The sequence below is a fragment of the Prevotella sp. oral taxon 306 str. F0472 genome, from assembly GCF_000257925.1.
Lineage (GTDB): Bacteria > Bacteroidota > Bacteroidia > Bacteroidales > Bacteroidaceae > Prevotella > Prevotella vespertina.
Genome location: NZ_AJIN01000067.1, coordinates 84,385 through 104,443 on the forward strand (window position 1 = coordinate 84,385; position 20,059 = coordinate 104,443).

Here is a 20,059-nt window from a genome sequence, read left to right on the forward strand (position 1 = left end):
TATATTATAGCTCTCCGATAGCTTTCTGAACACTCGTTTGTGCTAACTTAACAGCTATCTCTGCATCAATTATCGCTGTGCGGGCTGTCTGCCAGGCTGTTTGAGCCGTCATGACATCGGTTACTGTCATCACACCTTCTCGAAAACCAACATTCGCACAACGTAGATTCTCATCTGCTGCAGACATATTCTTTCGTGCTGTGGCAAGCTGTTTGTTGGCATCTCTGAGCCGTAGACGACTCTGTTCAATATCAAGTTCTATCTTCTTATGAGCGTCATTTAATTCCATTTGTGCTATACTCGTTGCCGTCTTACTAGCACGTATCTTATATCGATTCGCACCCCATGTCCATAGCGGCATCTGCACTGTTACACCAATATTCCATACTCCCGAAAAACGATTCTGAAACCCATTAAAGACGTTAGGATTCATCACTGAGTATCCACCTGTTAGTAAGATGTGAGGGAGATAGAGTGCTGTAACGAGTTTGGTGTTCTGCTTACTGATGTCAACAGCATTCTGTAATAAACGCAGTTCGGGGCGTTTTGCTGTGATTGTGGCACTATCTGAGGCAGCTTTTAAGCGGTTGTCAAGTTGAGGGGAAGGCGTTGCTAGAATATCAGCATCTCCTTCATCAGCTAATAGAATATCCCCATCTAGACCAATACCACATAGTTCACACAATGCCATCTTAGCAAGTGACACACCGCTTTGAATACGTGCTAACTGTAAGTCGGCAGTGTTAACTGCAACGTCAACTTTCAATCCGTCAGCCCTTGTAGCTACTCCCTCGTTGATCATCTTCTTGACATCATCATCCAGTTTCTGTGCCAAGTTGCGATATTGAAGGGCAAGTGTTTGCTTCTTCTTGAGCGATACTGCCAGCCAGTAAGCATTATCCACACCATATAGAACAAGCTGTCTTTTCAGCTCGATATTGTTCTGTGCAACTTGCTCACCAAGGGCTGCCATGTCATTAGCGGCTTTAATGGCTCCACCCATATAAATAGGTTGACTGACAACAACACCACCAGCATAAACATTCCTAGTGTTGGTTCGGAAAGCGTCAGTGATGGTCGTTCCAATATTATTGGCAGCCTGTGTCAATGGAGAAGCAATGCTATTCAATACCTGACCTAACTGCTGTGCTGTCTGTTGACTAATCATCCCCTGCTGTGCAAGAGAACTTAAACTCTGACCTAATTGATTACCCAACTGCCCTACAGAATTAGTCCCGATGTTGGTAAGAGCAGACTTCTGTTTACCATTCAAAATCGACACTTCACGTGAGAAATGTTGATATCCTGCAAGCCCATCTACTCTTGGAAGATATTTAGTTTTAGCCGCTTTATGTGTGTTCTCAGCAACATCTGCAGTCATCTTAGATATCTTCAACTGTCGATTGTTCTGCAAAGCTAACTCTCTACATTGGGCTAATGACAACACATTCTGCGCATAGGTGCTGTGGAAAGTACAGAGTACTAGTACACAAGTAAATAGTCTTCTCATTTATAATTGTTACACTTTTAAATTGGAGAATGCAAATATAACCTTTTTAAATGACTTACTTGTCAAATAGAGTATGTTAATCCTTAAATTAAAAAAAAACACCTATTTTTAAGGAAGTATAGGACAACTTTAGAAATAAATAACTATCTTTGCAACCATTATCTGTATTAAATACAAAGTAAGAAAACATTTCATCGTGACAAAGAAGAGCTTTTTTTATCGTGCATATGACCTCTATTATGACGGCTTCAAGCACATGACTTTAGGCAAGACATTATGGATGGTGATTATAGTTAAGCTAGTCATTATCTTCTTAGTGCTTAAAGTTTTCTTCTTTCCAAACTACTTAAAACAAAGAACAAAGCCTGGTAAAGAAGGTGACTTTGTTGAGCAACAGCTTTTGAAACGTTAGTTACAACGACTATTCAAGTAGCTTGTTTTTAACCCAAATGACATTTATTTCAATTCAAAACAATTAATAATTAACAGAGAAACAATGGAAAACCTACTCTTAACCATTGACCCAGGAACAGTTGACTGGTCGCGTGCGCAGTTCGCACTGACAGCCATCTATCACTGGTTATTCGTCCCTTTGACGCTAGGATTAGCTGTCATTATGGGTATTATGGAGACCTGTTATTACCGTACGCGTAAGGAGTTTTGGCGCTCAGCAGCCCAGTTTTGGCAGCGACTCTTTGGTATTAACTTTGCCATGGGAGTGGCTACTGGTATCATACTAGAGTTCGAGTTTGGTACTAACTGGAGTAATTACTCTTGGTTTGTTGGCGACATCTTCGGTGCTCCACTAGCAATAGAAGGAATCTTAGCGTTCTTTATGGAGTCCACATTCGTTGCTGTTATGTTCTTCGGATGGTCGAAGGTCTCTGCTGGTTTTCACCTCGCTTCGACATGGTTAACAGGCTTAGGTGCAACGTTATCAGCGTGGTGGATTCTTGTTGCCAACGCTTGGATGCAATATCCAATAGGCTGTACTTTCAACCCAGAGACGATGCGTAACGAGATGACCTCATTCTTGGACGTAGCCTTGAGTCCGTTTGCTATAGATAAGTTCACCCATACAGTCACCTCTGCTTGGGTACTTGGTGCAGCCTTCACAGTCGGTGTAAGTTGCTGGTATCTATTGCGTAAACGCCACGTGGAACTCGCTAAGCAAAGTATCAAGATAGGTTCTATTGTTGGTTTAGTAGCCTCTCTCTTAGCAGCATCTACAGGTCATGAGTCTGCTTACATGGTAGCTCAAACACAGCCAATGAAGCTCGCTGCAATGGAAGCATTGTATGAGGGAGGCAATAGCCAGAGCCTTACTGGTATTGCAATGGTCAATCCTTTTAGCCAACCAGACTATATGAATGAGTCTGAACCACCTATGCGTGTGGCAGTTCCCAATATGTTATCAATCCTCGCAACAAAGTCTACTACTGGCTATGTTCCTGGTGTTCGAGACATTATCAAGGGCTATACTAAGGCAGATGGAACCAAAGAACCATCCTTGAAAGAGAAGCAAGAAAGAGGCAAGAGAGCCATTCAAGCACTCAAAGACTATCGTGCAGGAAAGAACAAGGAGACCAATAAGAAGATCCTTGATAGTGATATGAAATACTTTGGTTATGGCTATATCAAAGATGCTAATCAACTGGTACCTTACATTCCAATTAACTTCTGGGCATTCCGCACAATGGTAGGTCTTGGCTGTTTATTCATCCTTGTCTTTGCTCTAATGTTATTCATTCTTTATAGGAAAGACATTACTCGTCCACGTTGGTTACAATATCTGGGACTAGCATTGATACCGCTCGCTTACATTGCAAGTGAGAGTGGTTGGCTTGTTGCCGAGTTTGGTCGTCAACCTTGGACAATACAAGATATGCTACCTACTTGGGCTGCTGTTAGTGACCTGTCAAGCGGTGGTATCGCCTTCACCTTCTTCCTCTTTCTTGTGTTATTTACGGCTATGTTAACCGTAGAGATTAGTATTATGTGTAAGCAAATAAAGAAAGGACCAGCTCTATGACATACTATTTCCTACAAAACTATTGGTGGTTTATCATCTCACTATTGGGTGCGTTGCTCGTTTTCTTACTATTCGTACAAGGCGCTAACTCGATGATCTTCCAGTTAGGAAAGACTCCTGACGACCGCAGAATGTTGATTAACTCCACTGGACGTAAGTGGGAGTTCACCTTTACAACACTTGTTACATTCGGCGGGGCATTCTTTGCTTCATTCCCATTGTTCTATAGTACGAGCTTTGGAAGTGCTTATTGGATATGGTTACTGATCCTGTTTACATTCATCATACAGGCTATTAGCTATGAATTTCAGAACAAGGCGGGTAACATCTTTGGTGTTCGTACGTTCCAAACGTGCCTTATCATCAATGGTATTCTTGGTCCATTGCTCTTAGGCGGAGCTGTTGCTACCTTCTTCACAGGCTCTAACTTCATCGTTGAAAAGGCTAACATCACCAATAGTATGCAGCCCGTTATCTCTCACTGGGCTAATGGTTCACGTGGACTTGACGTCTTGCTCAATCCTTGGGTAGTCATCTTTGGTATTGCGGTGGTGTTCTTAGCACGCATCCTGGGTACGCTCTACATTAATAATAATGTGAACGACGATACTATCCGTACCCGTGTTCGCAAGCAGTTATTGGTTAATACCATTCTATTCTTGCTCTTCTTCTTACCTTTCCTCATTGTTACTTTGTTCAGCGAGGGCTATGCGGTAAATGAAGCAGGTACTATCGTCATGGAACCAATGAAGTATTTTAATAACCTACTAACGATGTGGCCATTGGCAATTATCCTTCTTGTGGGTGTTGTCCTACTTCTTTTTGGAATCATCAAGACCATCCTTAAACCCAATTATGTACGTGGTATATGGCCTGCAGGTATAGGAGTTGTCTGTGTGGTATTGGTTCTCTTCCTCATTGCAGGATGGAACAACACAGCTTACTATCCCTCTACTGCCGACTTACAGAGTTCTTTGACCATTCAAAACAGCTCATCAAGTGAGTTCACACTCAAGGCTATGTTCTACGTAAGTTTCCTCGTTCCATTCGTCTTGGCATACATTGTTTATGCTTGGAGAGCCATTGATAAGAAGGCTATCGATAGACAAGAAATAACAGAGGATGACCATGCTTATTAATTTGTAAGCGCATATTTCAAACATAGAAAACCATCAAAGGTGAGAGTTGCAACCTATCTGTAGGTTCTTCTCTCACCTTTCTCTTTGTCCTTTAAAACCAACTAAAAAAGCATTATTAAGGTTTCCCATGCCTGTTATTAGTCTATTTTTATATACCTTTGCAAGGCTCTCTACCTTTATAAGGTATCGTTGAGGAGCAACCTTATAGGTTATAAGATCAACTAAAGATAATGGCAATGAAGAAGGGACTAGTACTTGAAGGAGGAGCCATGCGAGGGCTTTTCTCCGCTGGTGTAATAGATATTCTCATGGAAAACAACCTATTGCCAGATGGCGTTATAGGTGTTTCTGCTGGTGCAGCCTTTGGTTGTAACATTAAGTCGAAACAGCCTGGACGCGTCATAAGGTATAATAAGAAGTTAGCACATGACTGGCGTTACGCCTCCTTCCGTTCGCTTCTAACCACCGGAGACTACTTTGGTGGTGAGTATGCTTACCATTATATGCCTCGTCATCTAGACTATTTTGATGTTGAGACATTCAATAATAACCCTATGGAGTTTTGGGCAGTTTGCACGAACGTAGGCACTGGCAAGGCGGTATATAAGCGTTTGATGGAAGTGGATAACAACTGTCTCGAATACATTCGGGCGTCTGCTTCAATGCCGATAGCCGCTCGTATCGTTACAGTAGAGGGCAAGAAACTCTTAGATGGTGGTATTGCCGACTCTATCCCATTGCGTTTTTTCCAAGAGCAGGGCTACGATCGCAACCTAGTTGTGCTCACTCAACCAGCTAACTACGTGAAGGAACCTAACAAACTCATGCCTCTTATGCGCCTTTGGTTGCGTCGCCACCCTCGCATCATACGTGCTTTAGAACAGCGACATATCATGTATAACAATCAGTTAGAGTATGTTCGTCAAGAGGAAAAGAAGTCCAACACACTCGTTTTACGCCCCGAGACAGTCCTAACCATAGGACATCTTTCACACAACCCAGACGATATGCAAGCCACATACGAGCATGGCAGAAAGGTTGCAACAAAGCATTTAGAAGAAATAAAAGCTTTCTTTAGCGAATAAAGAAACGCCCTTCTCCATGTGAGAAGGGCGTTTCTTCATCGTGAAGAGAGCCTTTCCTTATTATGACGGAACGCCCTCTTTGTTTTGAAAGGAGGATGAATAGGAACATAACCTCCTATTTCTCTGCCTCTTACTGGGTGATGGTTTGTATCTTCTCTACCCTCTTTGCGAGTGCTAATGACTTAGGACTAAGTTTCCCTTTAAGGTACTTCTCCATGATAAGACCAGCTATCGGAGCAGCCACATCAGCACCGAAACCACCATGTTCAACGTACACGGCGATGGCAATCTTCGGATGATTCATCGGTGCAAAACCAATGAATGCTGAGTGATCTTTGCCTGCGTTCTCTGCAGTACCCGTCTTTCCACAGACTGGATAGGTTGTTCCATTCAATATTGTAGCCGTTCCCTTCGTCACAGCCTGACGCATCCCTTCTATCACAGGACCGTAAGCAGCAGCCGAAACTTTGGTTGAATGCGGTGTAAGGAAGCGTGAAGGGAGGGGTGCATAATCAGTGTTTTTGTGTATATGAGGGGTGAAGAAGAACCCACGATTGGCTATTGTGGCTGCAAGGTTACACAGTTGAAGAGGCGTAACAGTGATGTCTCCTTGCCCCATACCAGCCCACATGATGGTCTTGGGAGTCCAACCTGTCTTGTAACGACGTGTTAGGTAGTTCACATTCGCTACCAGTCCGCCTCGTTCGCCAGGCATATCTATACCCAAAGGACCGCCTAATCCCATACTAACCAAGTAATCGCGCCACACCGTAACAGCCTCATCTTTAGAGCCATACTTCTGTGTGTTGCCTATCATGGAGAGGTAGGACTTGAGGAACCAAGTGTTACATGAGACCGCCAAAGCACCTGTCAAGGGTTCTGGAGAGTAATGGTGATGACACTTCACCTTTATGTTTCCGTCACGGAAACCATCGTGACAAGCAATCTTGGTATCGCTCTTTACCAATCCTTCCGATAAGTAAATCAAGGCTTGAGCAGGCTTAATTGTGGAGCCAGGAGGGTAAGCTGTGGCTATAGCTAAGCCGTCATTAGGACCATCGGGCGAATTAGTTACCATGCAAAGAACCTCTCCCGTGGCTGGATCAAGTGCCACGATACTCCCTTTCTTACCCTTCATCAGATTCGCTCCAAGCTCTTGCAGCAATGGACGGAACGTGAGGGGAGCTTGCTCATGAAACTCTTGCGCATGCAAAGTACCGATACTTAGGAATGGTAATGATAGTATTGCTATCTTGAAAGAAGCAATTATCTTGTTACTAAATAACTTATACATCTACTATTAAATTTTATCTTAAAATATTATTCTTATGCTTATCTATCATATTGGAGGGCAAAATTACAAATAAAAATGATGCCTATCAGCAACCTTCGGATAGTTTATAATTTATTTAGAAAGGGCTCATTAAATGTCAATCAAACTAAAGACGAATGTTGCTAAGTGACGTTCCTGACATGAAACGATCTAAGTCGACAAAGCCTCGAATGCCGTTTACTCTACCCCGTTCGCTAAACTGCCAGATGTTATGTCGGCCTACTCCCTTAATCGAAGGACGCTCCGCACTATACTTACCAAGGAACAGGAAGTTCTGATTAAAGCGTGGCGCAAGGTGCGAGTTATAGAAGTTTGCCTGCGAGTAAATCAATGGTCTCTTACCGAAATACTTCTTTATTAATCCCGCAAAGACGGCTACGCTGTCCTGAACCTGCTTGCGTGTCCAACCACGAACACCCTCTCGTTCAACGTCAATCATCGGTATGAGATCCTGAGAATAGCGTTTGATTGTTCGATAGAAATGGCGAAATTGCTGACGAATAGGAGTCTTTGAGGATAGATAATGATAGGAGCCGCACCGCAACCCATGCTTACGTGCCTCACGAATATTACGTCCGTAATAATCATCCTTTATAGTGGTTCCCTGCGTTGCTTTGATATATACGAATTGAATCTGGCGGTTCTTTGCAACTTCCGACCAGTTAATTTTACCCTGATGATGCGACACATCGATGCCATCGAAGTGACGTTTCGGCTCTTTGGAAGACTTAGCAGTAATAGTCTGAACACTCACCAGCAACAAAGAAAACAATAAGCAGACGATACCGAAAGGTCTAATATAAGATAACTTAACCATTGAATGTAATCTAAAAAAGAATTATCCTTGCTCTAAAAATACGTTAGTTTTATCCTAAATAACAACTAATACTAACTGCAAAATTACCATATTTTTCCCGAACAAACACATAAAAATCCGAGAATAATGACTATCTTTGCAACGTAAATACATATTGATACATCAGTTAAATGAGTAGTCAGGACATCACCCAACAGCTCATTCTCACCATAAATGAGCTCTCGAAACCTCAAGCCCTGCAAGGTCTCTTCCACGAACATCGTGATGGTGACCCCTTGCCATCGGCTTCTGAACTGGAAGAAATTATCAGTTTGGCTCGTTCCATACTCTTTCCAGGATTCTTCGGGAGGTCTTCGGTGAACACAGAGACTATACAGTATCAAATCGGGGTGAGCGTTGAGAAACTGCATAAACTACTAAGTCGTCAGGTCATGGCAGGGCTTTGCTTTAATGAAGATTGCCATTGCCCCAATGCTGCCGATAAGCGAGTATGTATGAAGGAGGAGGCTGACAAGATAGCAGAAAGAATCATTGAGAAGTTTCCAACACTACGTAAGACGCTTTCAACAGACATTCAGGCGGCTTTCGATGGAGACCCTGCTGCAAGCAACCAAGGCGAGGTGATCTCTTGTTACCCAGCCGTTAAAGCTATCATCAACTATCGATTAGCACACGAGCTAGTACTTGAGAACGTTCCACTCATCCCTCGTATGATTACAGAAATGGCGCATTCTGAGACGGGAATAGACATCCATCCTGCTGCAAGCATTGGTTCTCACTTCACAATAGATCATGGAACTGGTGTAGTGATAGGGGCTACTTGTATCATCGGAAACCATGTTAAACTGTATCAGGGAGTGACACTTGGAGCCAAAAGTTTCCCTCTTGACAAAGAAGGAAAGCCTATAAAAGGGATTCCAAGACATCCAATACTCGGAGATAATGTGGTGGTCTATGCCAATGCAACCGTCCTTGGACGTATTACAATAGGGCGAGATTGCGTCATAGGAGCCAACGTTTGGGTGACTAGAGATATGCGTCCGAAGTCGAAGAAGTATAAACAAACAAAAGTAGATATCCTTAACACCGACTTTGATAATGGTGGAGGAATATAAGAGAGAACCCTTATCAGCACTTTAATTGTATATAATTTATATCACACATAATGCAAGAATTTGAACTTATCGCTAAGACCTTCATGGGCTTGGAACAAGTATTAGCAAAGGAGTTAACCAATCTCGGGGCTAACAATGTACAAATTGGTCGACGCATGGTAGCGTTTACGGGCAATAAAGAAACTATGTATCGTGCCAACTTCCAGTTGCACACTGCCATCCGAATACTTAAGCCTATCGCACATTTCAAGGCGCGTAGTGCAGAGGACATGTACGATGAGGTGCGTAAGATCGATTGGAGTCAATACATCCAAGAAGGTAAGACTTTCTCTGTCGATTCAGTAGTTTATTCCGAAGAGTTCACCAATTCTCGCTTTGTTACTTATAAGGTGAAAGATGCCATCGTAGACCAGTTTAGAGAGCGAACGGGTACACGTCCTAACATCTCAGTAAGCAATCCAGACATTCGATTGAATATACATGTTGCAGAAGACAATGCCACTCTTTCGCTCGATTCTAGTGGTGAGTCTCTACACCGTCGTGGCTATCGTCAAGAGAGCGTGGAGGCTCCTTTAAATGAGGTGTTAGCCGCTGGTATGATTCTAATGACTGGTTGGCAAGGCGAGACAGACTTTATTGATCCAATGTGTGGATCAGGCACTTTGCCTATCGAGGCAGCGTTAATTGCACGCAACATATCGCCTGGTGTGTTCCGAAAAGAGTTCGCCTTTGAGAAGTGGCCAGACTTTGATCAGGAGCTATTCGATATGATTTACAACGATGACTCACAAGAACGTGAGTTCAAACATCACATCTTTGGATATGATACAGACATGAAGGCGGTTAATACGGCACGCATGAATGTAGCTGCAGCAGGCTTCTCTCGTGATATAACTATCGAACAGCAAGACTTTAAGGACTTCTCTCAACCAAAGGAGAAGAGCATTATTGTGATGAATCCCCCGTATGGCGAACGCATATCAACACCTAATCTTTTAGGCACATATAAGATGATTGGAGAGCGACTCAAGCACCAGTTTATGGGTAATGAGGCGTGGATATTGTCTTACAGAGAGGAGTGCTTCCGTCAAATAGGGCTCAAACCAAGTATTAAGATACCTGTATATAATGGCTCGTTAGAGTGTGAGTTCCGTCGTTATCAGCTCTTTGATGGTAAGATGAGCACCTTCCGTCATGACGGAGGAATCATCAAAACCGAAGAAGAAAAGCGTGAGATGGCACAGAAACACCGCTTTAAAAAGGAGCGAGAGTTTAAGAAGAGACTTGAAGAGAACGATGAGAACGCTGAGGCGGACATACGTTCTTTCACATTCCACAGCCTTGACAAGGGTAGATTCGGTGGTGGCAAGTTCCGCGACGAACGCCCAAGTCGTCGTCCAAAGTTCGATGGTGAAGACCGCAATAGGAAACGTCCTTTCAGACAGGAAGACGATCGGAAGTTTGGCGGAAAACGCTTTGATAAATCTAACAAGCGCGGTGGTTACCGTGGCAAAAACACGTATAAACATGAAGATTAAATCATTACTTAGTCTCGTGGGGCTCGTTGCTCTCACGGGACTTTTACGTCCTACTCCAAGTATGGCACAGCGTCAGTTCACACTAGAAGACCTTAACTTCGGTGGTACCAATTATCGTAACATGCGTCCAGAAGCACGTTATCTAACATGGTGGGGAGGCAAGTTAGTAAGACAAGACCTCAACTCTTGCTCTCTTGTTGATAGTAAGAGTGGTAAGGAGACAAGCCTTTTCAGCCTCGATGACATCAATCATTGGGCAGGCTTGGAGAAGTCGAATGAGATTGTACGACACCTCTATTCAGCTGAATTTCCATACCCTGATCGCCCCGTGGTGATGGTTAAGAATGGCACAGAAGACCTATTTGTTAACTTCAAGACTCATAAACTTGAAAAGCGAATCACACGCCCTTCTAACACACAGGCAAGCGATCGGAACGAACAAGATATGACCGCTTTCGTGCGCAATCATCAGTTGTTTGTCACCGAGAAGAGCGGTAAGGAGCGTCAGTTAACGACTGATGGTTCAAGCGATATCGTATATGGTCAGAGTGTTCACAGGGATGAGTTTGGAATCAACGGAGGACTTTTCTGGAGTCCAAAAGGTAATCGTCTCGCCTTCTATCGCATGGATCAGAGTATGGTTAGTGCATATCCTCTTGTTGACATCCCAGAGCTTGATTGGACACCAGAAAAGGGTGAATCTCGTGCTGCAAAGGCTGCACCTATTAGATACCCTATGGCTGGTGAAACCTCACATAAGGTGACTGTCGGTGTCTATGACACCTCTACTGACAAGGTTCTGTACCTTCAAGCAGGTGATCCAACCGATCGTTACTTTACGAATATAGCATGGAGTCCTGACGAGAAAACCATCTATATGTTTGAAGTCAATCGTGATCAGAATGATTGTCGACTTGTTTCTTATGACGCAACAACGGGTAAGAAGCTCAAAGAACTGTATCGAGAGACAGATGCAAAGTACGTAGAACCAACGCACCCTATCGTCTTCTTGCCTTGGAACGACAATGAGTTCATCCTTCAAAGTCAAAAGGATGGATACAACCACATATACCTATTTAATAAGGAGGGACAGCAGATTAAGCAGCTCACAAGCGGTAAGTGGGTTGTAATAGACGTGCTCGGCTTTAATACGAAACAAAAGAGTATCGTCTATGTATCCAACGAGTGCAACCCAATTCAGCGTAATACGTGGCTTGTGAACGTATCTACTGGCAAACGAACACTGCTTGACAATGGTCGTGGTTACCACTTCGCAACATTAAGCAAAGATGGTGGTATGTTGCTGGATAACTACAGTGAGCCTACAGTCCCACGTAAGTATGACATTATCGCAGTAGGTGCTAACCCACAGCGAACCAATTATTTCACCGCACCTAACCCTTGGAAGGGATACAATGTACCGGAATACTCCAATGGAACTATCAAAGCAGCGGATGGCAAGACAGACCTTTATTGGCGCATGGTAAAGCCTGTTAACTTTGATCCTAATAAGCAGTATCCAACCGTGATATACGTCTATGGAGGTCCACATGCGCACAACGTGGATGCTTCATGGAACTGGGGTTCACGTGGATGGGAGACTTACATGGCTCAAAAGGGCTATCTCCTCTTTATATTAGACAATCGTGGTAGTGAGCACCGAGGCAAAGACTTCGAGCAAGCAACATTCCGTCACCTTGGTCAAGAAGAGATGAAAGACCAAATGGAGGGCGTTAAGTATCTTCAATCATTACCTTATGTCGATAAGAATCGCATAGGAGTTCATGGTTGGTCATTCGGTGGTTTCATGACGATATCACTAATTACTAACTATCCAGATGTGTTTAAAGTGGGTGTTGCTGGTGGTCCTGTCATTGATTGGAAATGGTATGAAGTGATGTACGGAGAGCGTTATATGGACACACCACAGACCAACCCAGAGGGGTACGCACAAACTTCTCTCCTGCAGAAAGCTAAGGATCTCAAGGGCAAACTACAGATTATCATTGGACTAAATGACCCTGTCGTAGTCCCTCAACACGCATATTCTTTCTTGAAAGCATGTATCGCTGCAGGCACTCAACCAGACTTCTTTGTCTATCCAGGAGAGCCTCACAATATGCGTGGACATCAAAGTGTACACTTACACGAACGTATTACACAATACTTTGAGGATAACCTCAAGCAAAAGTAACAAGGCTTTATGAGAATATTACTATTAGGCAGTGGAGGGCGTGAACACGCCTTAGCTTGGAAGATTGCACAAAGCAAACAATGTAGCAAACTATTTATTGCTCCAGGCAACGCAGGCACTGGCGCAGTTGGAGAAAACGTCTCTATCGGTGTAAACGACTTTGAACGTCTCAAGGAGTTTACCATCGAACAGAAGGTTGATATGGTCGTTGTAGGACCTGAAGACCCACTGGTTAATGGCATATATGACGCTTTCAAAGATGATAAACGTACTGCTCACATCCCTGTCATCGGTCCTTCAAAGGCTGGTGCAGTGCTTGAAGGCTCTAAAGACTTTGCAAAGGCTTTCATGAAGCGGCACAACGTTCCAACTGCAGCTTACGCCACCTTCGATGGTACAAGCATTGAGGAAGGATTGCAATTCCTCGATACGCTCAAGCCACCCTACGTACTGAAAGCTGACGGATTGGCTGCTGGTAAAGGCGTACTGATCGTTCCTACGCTTGCAGAAGCAAAGGAGGAACTGCGCAAAATGCTTGATGGTATGTTCGGAAATGCCTCTGCTAAGGTTGTTATTGAGGAGTTCCTCTCTGGTATCGAATGCTCTGTATTTGTCTTAACAGATGGTTCTCACTATCAAATACTACCTGAAGCGAAGGACTACAAACGTATTGGTGAACATGACACTGGGCTCAATACGGGTGGTATGGGGAGTGTTTCGCCTGTTCCTTTCGCAACGAAAGAGTGGATGGAAAAGGTTGAGAAGCGTATTATTCGCCCCACTGTTGAGGGCTTGAAGGCTGAAAATATAGATTACAAAGGCTTTATCTTCTTCGGACTTATCAATGTTGATGGTGAACCAATGGTAATTGAATACAACTGCCGAATGGGTGATCCAGAGACAGAAAGCGTCATGCTACGATTGAAGACAGATATTGTCGACCTCTTCAAAGGCGTTGCCGAAGGGAATCTTGACCAATACAAGGTGGAGTTCGACAGCCGTTCTGCTGTCTGTGTAATGCTTGTTAGCGGTGGATACCCCGAAGAGTACGTGAAGGGTTATCCAATTACTGGGCTCGACAAAGTGGCTGATTCAGTTGTATTCCATAGTGGTACAGCCCTCAAAGACGGTCAGATTGTAACGAACGGAGGACGTGTGATTGCTGTATCATCGTATGGTAAGAACAAGGAAGAGGCGTTACAAAAGAGCTTCGAAGAGGCTAATAAGATTGAATTTAAGGATAAATACTTTAGAAGAGATATAGGACAGGACTTGTAACCTATGCAGAAGAAGCGTATTCAAAACCGAATAGCAGAGAGCCGCTGGACCCAAGCGTGGGTGGTTTCAGCGGCTATGCTTGTATGGATAGTGGCTGGTTTACATAGCTTAACAGTGGTTGCGCCAGGTGTTTGTTTGCTACTAGCTACCTATTTAATGATGGAACTTAACAATGCAAATGCACTCATTCGCATCTATAGCAGAATGGTGTCTTGCTCATTCATCGTGCTTGCGACGATGGCTGTCTTTATGTTTCCATCTATCCGTTCATCGATTGTCATGCTAGGAATAGTGGGCTTTTACAGCCTGTCTTTCCGCTGTTATCAAGACACAAATGCGCCTGGATGGACCTTTTATGCGTACTTCTGTATAGGTATGGTAAGCGTGGTATGGGTGCAGGTACTCTACTTCTTGCCCATACTCTGGGTTATCTCACGCACCAACCTACTCTCTTTAAGCGGAAAAAGTTTCGTTGCGTCTCTGCTTGGTATCACTCTCCCCTATTGGTTCTATGCGCCTTATCTTGCTGCAAAGGGCGAGATCTCTTTGCTAGCTAAGCATTTCTTACAATTAGGTGTATTTGAGAAACCACTCGATTTCACGTCCTTAACCACAAGTAACATAGCCGTCTTGGCTTATGTTCTATTATGTTCTATCATTGGAATCATACACTTTTCAAATCAAAAACGCAATGACAGCATTCGCATACGATTGTTCTTTCAAGTCTTTATCACCATTGATATAGCAACAATCGTATTCCTCTTCTTACAGCCGCAACACTTCGAAGCATTGCTAAGTGTGCTCATTGTGACCACATCACCACTCATTGCTCACTTCTTTGCATTAACTCACACACGTATAACTAACTGGGTGTTTATCCTCTTGTCGGCTGCTGCACTCATCATAACTATCATCAATTTATGGACGCTATCACCCACTTTCTAATCGACTACGGCTATTGGGGCATGTTTCTCTCTGCCTTCCTTGCTGGTAGTGTGTTACCTTTTAGTAGCGAAGCTGTTATGCTTGGACTTCTTGCAGCAGGCGTTGATCCGGTGCCACTACTCATCTATGGCAGCATAGGAAACGTCATGGGCGGTATGGTCAACTATGGGTTAGGACGATTGGGAAAGCTCGAATGGCTAAAAAAATACTTCCATCTCAAACAGAGCTCCATAGATCGTGCCTATAAATTCATGGGTGGTCATGGGGCATGGATGGGCTTTTTTGCCTTCCTCCCAATACTGGGTAGTGCCATAACTGTGGTTCTTGGACTTACACGTGCGAACCTTCCTTTGTCAGTATTCAGCATTACCTTGGGTAAAGTGATACGTTACGCCTTGCTCATCTGGGGGGCAAATCTGTTCATGTAAAGCCTCTGAAAATAACCAATAAAGGCTAGCTAGTCGCACAGAAAAGGGTGAATTGTCGTGTTATGTAGCATAGCCTCATTAGCAACCAACAAGCAAACGCATAAAAGGAAACGCCTTCTTCACATCGAAGAAGGCGTTTCTTCATTGTAAAGAGAGGCTCTTCTCAAATCGAAGAAAGGCTCTCTTTAAAACCAACTCAACATTTCCTTAGGGGAAGAGTGCCTAACAGAAGCGAATTAGGAGATTATCTTTTGTTTCAAAAGTGGAACTTTACAGCACTCAAAGCGATCATCACCTAGAATAGTAAATCATGTTTTTTAACTAATAAGACATCTATTCGTAAAAACGTAACGATAGGTTAAAACTTTATTACGAATAGGCTAGTAGATTCAGAAAATATTCCTATCTTTGCCTACATAACTAAATTTTAAATATTGAAACTATGAAATCGGATATTGAGATCGCACGCTCATGTAAGATGAAGCGAATAGAAGAAGTTGCAGCGACAATAGGTATTCCTGCAGACGAGTTAGAGCACTATGGGAAGTATATGGCTAAGGTTCCTCTCACCTTAATAGACGAAGAACGCGTTGCTAAAAACCGTTTAATCCTTGTTAGTTCGATATCCCCTACCCGTGCAGGTATTGGTAAAACGACCGTGAGCATAGGGCTTTCAATGGCTCTTAATCGCATGGGGAAACGTTCTGTATTGGCTTTGCGAGAGCCGAGTTTAGGCCCTTGTTTCGGAATGAAAGGTGGTGCTGCCGGTGGTGGATACGCCCAAGTGGTACCGATGGAGAAGATAAATCTGCACTTCACAGGCGACTTTCATGCCATAACAAGCGCACACAACATGATTGCAGCACTATTGGATAACTACATCTATCAGCACCGTAACCAGGGATTCACGCTCAAGCAGATTCTATGGAGGCGTGTTCTTGATGTGAACGACCGCAGTCTTCGCAACATCGTAACGGGTTTGGGCGCAACAACTGATGGTCTGCCGACCCAGTCGGGGTTTGATATTACACCTGCAAGTGAGATCATGGCGGCTCTATGTTTAGCCTCTAGTGAAAGCGATCTACGCCGTCGTATTGAGAACATGGTGCTTGGTATCACCTTTGACGACAAACCTTTCAAAGTGAAAGACCTAGGTATTGCAGGTGCAATAACCGTTTTGTTGATGGATGCAATCAAACCGAACCTTGTCCAAACACTTGAGGCTACACCTGCATTGGTGCATGGTGGACCATTTGCAAACATCGCTCATGGTTGCAATAGTTTGTTAGCAACGAAGATGGCAATGTCCTTGAGTGATTATGCAGTTACCGAGGCAGGGTTCGGAGCAGACCTTGGTGCAGAGAAGTTCCTCAATATCAAATGCCGCAAGGGAGAGATTCATCCACGCGTCACAGTGCTTGTTGCAACCTTACGAGGCTTGAAGTTACATGGCGGACTCACGGATGGTAGTACTCAAGAACAGGGTAGACAAGCACTTATCGAAGGTTTTGCTAATCTTGACAAGCACGTTCAGAATATGCAAAACTTTGGTCAACCAGTCATCGTAACACTAAATAGATATGGTGATGATAGCGATGAGGAAGTAGCGTTGTTGGCTGACCATTGTAAGCAAATAGGTGTTGGCTTCGCTGAAAATAACGTGTTTATGAAAGGCGGAGAAGGTGCAGAAGACTTGGCAAAGCTCGTTGTTGAGACGATAGATAAGCAAGGTGCAAAGGCTATCAACATGACCTACTCTGATGAAGATAGTATAGAAGTAAAGGTTGAAAAGGTGGCTAAGAATGTTTATGGTGCACGATCTGTTATCTTCAAACCAATCGCTTTGAAGAAGATGAAACGTGTACAAGCATGGGGCATGGGGCACTACCCTATCTGTATTGCCAAGACCCAATTCTCATTCAGCGAAGACCCTAAACAGGTGGGAGTAGCGAAGAACTTCGATATTACTATTCGTGACTTTGTTATCAATGGTGGCTCTGAAATGATTGTGGCTATCGCTGGTGACATGATGAGAATGCCAGGTTTACCAAAGGTGCCACAGGCAGAGAAGATTGATATTGTGCGTGGACAGATAGAAGGACTGGCATAACTTCTTTCCCACTTGATTGTTGTGTGTTGCTTGCAAGAGACTTATTAGATAGGTGATCTATCGAAAGGCTCTTACCGAGGTAAGTGTTAACAGCACTTGCAAGCAGCACCAATTATACGTTTACAACACTAACCTTTACAATGAAAAAACAATATGAAACGGAAGACTATACTACTAACTATTTCAACAATCATCCTCTTCGTGGCTATCATTCTGTGTATTAGAATCCCTTACAAAGAGGTCAATATCACTGATAACCTACAAACGATACAAAAGCAAAATACCTGTATCTCGGTTCATTCACTCTATAAGGACAAAGACTGGGACATGATGGTTGTGGTCAAACCATACAATAGTATCACTGCAACTAACGAGAGTATCGACATGGGATATGGTGGAGATAGAGATGTTATCATCGATAACACCATGTATGATAACATGTGTACTCTCTTGTTCGTAAGGGGTAAGAAGCTCGTAGCCTTTACTAGTGTCTATCGAAGCATCATAGACTTTAGCCAACTGGGAAAGGATGTTTATAAGGCAGATGAGTCTATTCGCATTATGAATAAGATTGCTGGTGACTGCCAATAAAGGCTCTTCTGTTAGCTTTACTTCGGCATTTTAAAGTCGTCAACACTGACTCCTTCACGTAATTGATCTATGTCCACATGGGTCCAAATACCCCTTACTCTTCCCTTTTTACTCGATTGCCAAATATCATACTTGGATGTTCCTAAGACTGGAGGGAGGTTATAATTAGCTATAAACAAGCGATAATGATTGAAGTCCGGATAGAGATGTAAATGGTAATAAGACTCATTGGTATAGATCATTGGGGCGTGTCCTGTGCGCTCTTTAACTAATTGAATGAACCGTGATAAGTTCTTCTTTATTAACTGACTATCCCATCCTCTTGTTCCATCATCCTCTATATCGACCAGAAGAAGCAAGTCCTGTTGCTGTAGGTCGATGTTAGAAAGGAAGTTATCAACCTGCCTTTCCATTGAAGTACGACGTGTGAGGAAATGATACGAACCCACTAGTAGGTTTCGTTTCTTAGCCTCTTTTAGGTTCTTCTGATAATAGGGATCAACCACAGAACTGCCTTCCGTAGCCTTAAGATACACGAACTTGAGCTGCGGATTCTCATCAACTAGCACGTCCCAGTGTATCTTTCCTTGATGACGAGATAGGTCTAAACCATCGAAATCTTTGGTATATTCTCCCTTTGTTAGGTCATGGTAAGGCCATTCATCACTAACAGTTGCATGCTTGTGACGCCATGGTTTAAGGTCGACCACAAGGATAACAGCAAGTGTAAACAGAGCCACACAGCCCCATATCCATAGTTTCCTATTATTGTTTTTACGCTTACTGCGCCTCCTTCTACGTCTTACCATGCTAAGAATAAACCAAGAATATAATTAGATTAAATGCCCTATAACGATTCAAAAAGAATATATGCACAAAGGTAATTAATCTTTTTGAATGTCACAAATTGTGGTTAGGTAGAGTTGACGAGTACACGAGTTACAAGTGGACAAGTTATTTGCTCCATTGATTAGAGTGCCTCAAAGTAGGGATAGCCCCCTTGTCTGACACTACTTTGAGATAATCCTTTCTAATTGAAGGAGGCACTTCCTTGATACAAGGAAACGCCTTCGTCATAGCAAGGAAACGCCCTCTTGGAATGGAGAAGAGCCTTTCCTTCTTTCTACCCCTTTGATTCTTATAAACAAGGCACAGCCTCGCAACACACCAACCAACCTCCAACAGCCAAGCAAATACCCATCCCGTGAGGTACTCCTCCCCCTTCGGAAGGACTGAGTGGGACTTTATCACACCCCTTCCCATTCGAGTAACTCTATTTGAAATAAATGCTAATTATTTGGTTATCAGCAATATTTTTTGTATCTTTGCAAGCGTTAATATGGAACTAAGGTGCGGTGGTAACTCATTCTCACATAGGAACGCACCATAGAAGGTAACTCTCTTGAGTAACTTATCTAAGGTTCCGGAAAGTTTTAAATGATGAGATTTTTTAAAGTAGTAATTGTTAGTTTCTTAATGATTTTGGCTTCATCTGTTGAAGCAAATGCTCAAAGTAGCAAGTTTAACTGGGGTCCTGTAATGGACGCAATCATCCAACTTGAAAGCAAGGGGAATGCTTTAGCGGTTAATGGGTCGTATGTTGGAGTTCTTCAAATATCCCCTATTCTAGTCAAGGAATGTAATAACATCCTTAAAAGTAGAGGCAGTTCAAAGCGTTACACACTATCTGATCGATTTAACGCAACGAAGTCTAAGGAGATGTTTGTTATCATCCAATCCTTCCACAATCCGCTTAATAACATCGAGAAAGCCATCCGCTTATGGAGTGGTGGTATAAAGTATGATGTGGCAAAGACCCAAAAGTACCTTACAAGAGTATTGAAACTCATGCGCTAACAGGCATACAGAAGATTTAAGAAATCCCTTTTTAAAAAGTCTGGTTATCTACTCCCTCTAGGACAGATAACCAGACTTTTTCTCTTT

The 20,059-nt window shown here is 43.2% G+C and carries 17 protein-coding genes; 13 read left to right on the forward strand and 4 right to left on the reverse strand.

Features of this window, described 5'->3' with window-relative positions; genetic code table 11:
- Positions 1-4 precede the first annotated feature (4 nt).
- Positions 5-1,510, reverse strand: coding sequence for a TolC family protein (locus HMPREF9969_RS10590; protein WP_009435909.1), 1,506 nt, complete (start codon positions 1,508-1,510; stop codon positions 5-7).
- Between the two features lie 196 nt (positions 1,511-1,706).
- Here HMPREF9969_RS10590 and HMPREF9969_RS10595 point away from each other — a divergent pair, with 196 nt between their 5' ends.
- From HMPREF9969_RS10595 to HMPREF9969_RS10610, 4 genes are all read left to right on the forward strand, one after another.
- Positions 1,707-1,922: a DUF4492 domain-containing protein gene (locus HMPREF9969_RS10595; RefSeq protein ID WP_009435948.1), complete on the forward strand. Its 216-nt coding sequence runs from the start codon at positions 1,707-1,709 to the stop codon at positions 1,920-1,922.
- 84 nt (positions 1,923-2,006) lie between these two features.
- Positions 2,007-3,542, forward strand: a complete 1,536-nt coding sequence (locus HMPREF9969_RS10600) for a cytochrome ubiquinol oxidase subunit I (protein WP_009435917.1) — start codon at positions 2,007-2,009, stop codon at positions 3,540-3,542.
- A complete protein-coding gene (locus HMPREF9969_RS10605) occupies positions 3,539-4,681 on the forward strand; it encodes a cytochrome d ubiquinol oxidase subunit II (RefSeq protein WP_009435798.1) in 1,143 nt (380 codons plus the stop codon). The genes HMPREF9969_RS10600 and HMPREF9969_RS10605 overlap by 4 nt, the downstream gene beginning before the upstream one ends.
- Positions 4,682-4,917: 236 nt before the next feature.
- Positions 4,918-5,766 (forward strand): patatin family protein, encoded by an 849-nt coding sequence (locus HMPREF9969_RS10610; protein WP_009435900.1) that lies wholly within the window; start codon positions 4,918-4,920, stop codon positions 5,764-5,766.
- A gap of 130 nt (positions 5,767-5,896) precedes the next feature.
- Here HMPREF9969_RS10610 and HMPREF9969_RS10615 read toward each other — a convergent pair whose 3' ends face one another.
- Positions 5,897-7,060 carry a penicillin-binding transpeptidase domain-containing protein gene (locus HMPREF9969_RS10615; protein WP_009435764.1) on the reverse strand — a complete coding sequence of 388 codons (1,164 nt, stop codon included), beginning with the start codon at positions 7,058-7,060 and terminating at the stop codon, positions 5,897-5,899.
- A 145-nt stretch (positions 7,061-7,205) separates the two neighbouring features.
- Complete coding sequence (locus HMPREF9969_RS10620) at positions 7,206-7,916, reverse strand: glycoside hydrolase family 25 protein (protein WP_009435990.1); 711 nt, start codon at positions 7,914-7,916, stop codon at positions 7,206-7,208.
- Between the two features lie 170 nt (positions 7,917-8,086).
- On the opposite strand from HMPREF9969_RS10620, the gene HMPREF9969_RS10625 reads away from it, so the two are divergent.
- From HMPREF9969_RS10625 to HMPREF9969_RS10660, 8 genes are all read left to right on the forward strand, one after another.
- Positions 8,087-9,031: a serine O-acetyltransferase gene (locus tag HMPREF9969_RS10625; RefSeq protein WP_009435856.1), complete on the forward strand. Its 945-nt coding sequence runs from the start codon at positions 8,087-8,089 to the stop codon at positions 9,029-9,031.
- Between the two features lie 50 nt (positions 9,032-9,081).
- Positions 9,082-10,569: a class I SAM-dependent RNA methyltransferase gene (locus HMPREF9969_RS10630; RefSeq protein ID WP_009435935.1), complete on the forward strand. Its 1,488-nt coding sequence runs from the start codon at positions 9,082-9,084 to the stop codon at positions 10,567-10,569.
- Complete coding sequence (locus tag HMPREF9969_RS10635; RefSeq protein WP_009435851.1) at positions 10,559-12,763, forward strand: S9 family peptidase; 2,205 nt, start codon at positions 10,559-10,561, stop codon at positions 12,761-12,763. Before HMPREF9969_RS10630 ends, HMPREF9969_RS10635 begins: the two co-directional genes overlap by 11 nt.
- Before the next feature lie 9 nt (positions 12,764-12,772).
- Positions 12,773-14,041 (forward strand): phosphoribosylamine--glycine ligase, encoded by a 1,269-nt coding sequence (gene purD / locus HMPREF9969_RS10640; protein WP_009435823.1) that lies wholly within the window; start codon positions 12,773-12,775, stop codon positions 14,039-14,041.
- A 3-nt stretch (positions 14,042-14,044) separates the two neighbouring features.
- A complete protein-coding gene (locus tag HMPREF9969_RS10645; protein WP_009435988.1) occupies positions 14,045-14,986 on the forward strand; it encodes a hypothetical protein in 942 nt (313 codons plus the stop codon).
- Entirely contained in the window at positions 14,962-15,414 is a 453-nt protein-coding gene (locus tag HMPREF9969_RS10650; RefSeq protein ID WP_009435804.1) for a YqaA family protein, read from the forward strand. The genes HMPREF9969_RS10645 and HMPREF9969_RS10650 overlap by 25 nt, the downstream gene beginning before the upstream one ends.
- A 442-nt stretch (positions 15,415-15,856) precedes the next feature.
- A complete protein-coding gene (locus tag HMPREF9969_RS10655; RefSeq protein WP_009435859.1) occupies positions 15,857-17,524 on the forward strand; it encodes a formate--tetrahydrofolate ligase in 1,668 nt (555 codons plus the stop codon).
- Positions 17,525-17,677: 153 nt separating this feature from the next.
- Positions 17,678-18,115 carry a hypothetical protein gene (locus HMPREF9969_RS10660; RefSeq protein ID WP_009435813.1) on the forward strand — a complete coding sequence of 146 codons (438 nt, stop codon included), beginning with the start codon at positions 17,678-17,680 and terminating at the stop codon, positions 18,113-18,115.
- Between the two features lie 17 nt (positions 18,116-18,132).
- On the opposite strand, the gene HMPREF9969_RS10665 is transcribed toward HMPREF9969_RS10660, so the two are convergent.
- Entirely contained in the window at positions 18,133-18,924 is a 792-nt protein-coding gene (locus tag HMPREF9969_RS10665) for a glycoside hydrolase family 25 protein (protein ID WP_009435792.1), read from the reverse strand.
- A 628-nt stretch (positions 18,925-19,552) separates the two neighbouring features.
- Between HMPREF9969_RS10665 and HMPREF9969_RS10675 the strand changes: the two genes are divergently transcribed.
- Positions 19,553-19,972: a hypothetical protein gene (locus HMPREF9969_RS10675; RefSeq protein ID WP_036895674.1), complete on the forward strand. Its 420-nt coding sequence runs from the start codon at positions 19,553-19,555 to the stop codon at positions 19,970-19,972.
- Positions 19,973-20,059: the final 87 nt, after the last annotated feature.

Coding starts and splice junctions, on each gene's coding strand:
- HMPREF9969_RS10590 (WP_009435909.1), bottom strand. CDS start 1,510: ATGAGAAGACTATTTACTTGTGTACTAGTACTCTGTACTTTCCACAGC.
- HMPREF9969_RS10600 (WP_009435917.1), top strand. CDS start 2,007: ATGGAAAACCTACTCTTAACCATTGACCCAGGAACAGTTGACTGGTCG.
- HMPREF9969_RS10605 (WP_009435798.1), top strand. CDS start 3,539: ATGACATACTATTTCCTACAAAACTATTGGTGGTTTATCATCTCACTA.
- HMPREF9969_RS10610 (WP_009435900.1), top strand. CDS start 4,918: ATGAAGAAGGGACTAGTACTTGAAGGAGGAGCCATGCGAGGGCTTTTC.
- HMPREF9969_RS10615 (WP_009435764.1), bottom strand. CDS start 7,060: ATGTATAAGTTATTTAGTAACAAGATAATTGCTTCTTTCAAGATAGCA.
- HMPREF9969_RS10620 (WP_009435990.1), bottom strand. CDS start 7,916: ATGGTTAAGTTATCTTATATTAGACCTTTCGGTATCGTCTGCTTATTG.
- HMPREF9969_RS10625 (WP_009435856.1), top strand. CDS start 8,087: ATGAGTAGTCAGGACATCACCCAACAGCTCATTCTCACCATAAATGAG.
- HMPREF9969_RS10630 (WP_009435935.1), top strand. CDS start 9,082: ATGCAAGAATTTGAACTTATCGCTAAGACCTTCATGGGCTTGGAACAA.
- HMPREF9969_RS10635 (WP_009435851.1), top strand. CDS start 10,559: ATGAAGATTAAATCATTACTTAGTCTCGTGGGGCTCGTTGCTCTCACG.
- purD (WP_009435823.1), top strand. CDS start 12,773: ATGAGAATATTACTATTAGGCAGTGGAGGGCGTGAACACGCCTTAGCT.
- HMPREF9969_RS10645 (WP_009435988.1), top strand. CDS start 14,045: ATGCAGAAGAAGCGTATTCAAAACCGAATAGCAGAGAGCCGCTGGACC.
- HMPREF9969_RS10650 (WP_009435804.1), top strand. CDS start 14,962: ATGGACGCTATCACCCACTTTCTAATCGACTACGGCTATTGGGGCATG.
- HMPREF9969_RS10655 (WP_009435859.1), top strand. CDS start 15,857: ATGAAATCGGATATTGAGATCGCACGCTCATGTAAGATGAAGCGAATA.
- HMPREF9969_RS10660 (WP_009435813.1), top strand. CDS start 17,678: ATGAAACGGAAGACTATACTACTAACTATTTCAACAATCATCCTCTTC.
- HMPREF9969_RS10665 (WP_009435792.1), bottom strand. CDS start 18,924: ATGGTAAGACGTAGAAGGAGGCGCAGTAAGCGTAAAAACAATAATAGG.
- HMPREF9969_RS10675 (WP_036895674.1), top strand. CDS start 19,553: ATGATGAGATTTTTTAAAGTAGTAATTGTTAGTTTCTTAATGATTTTG.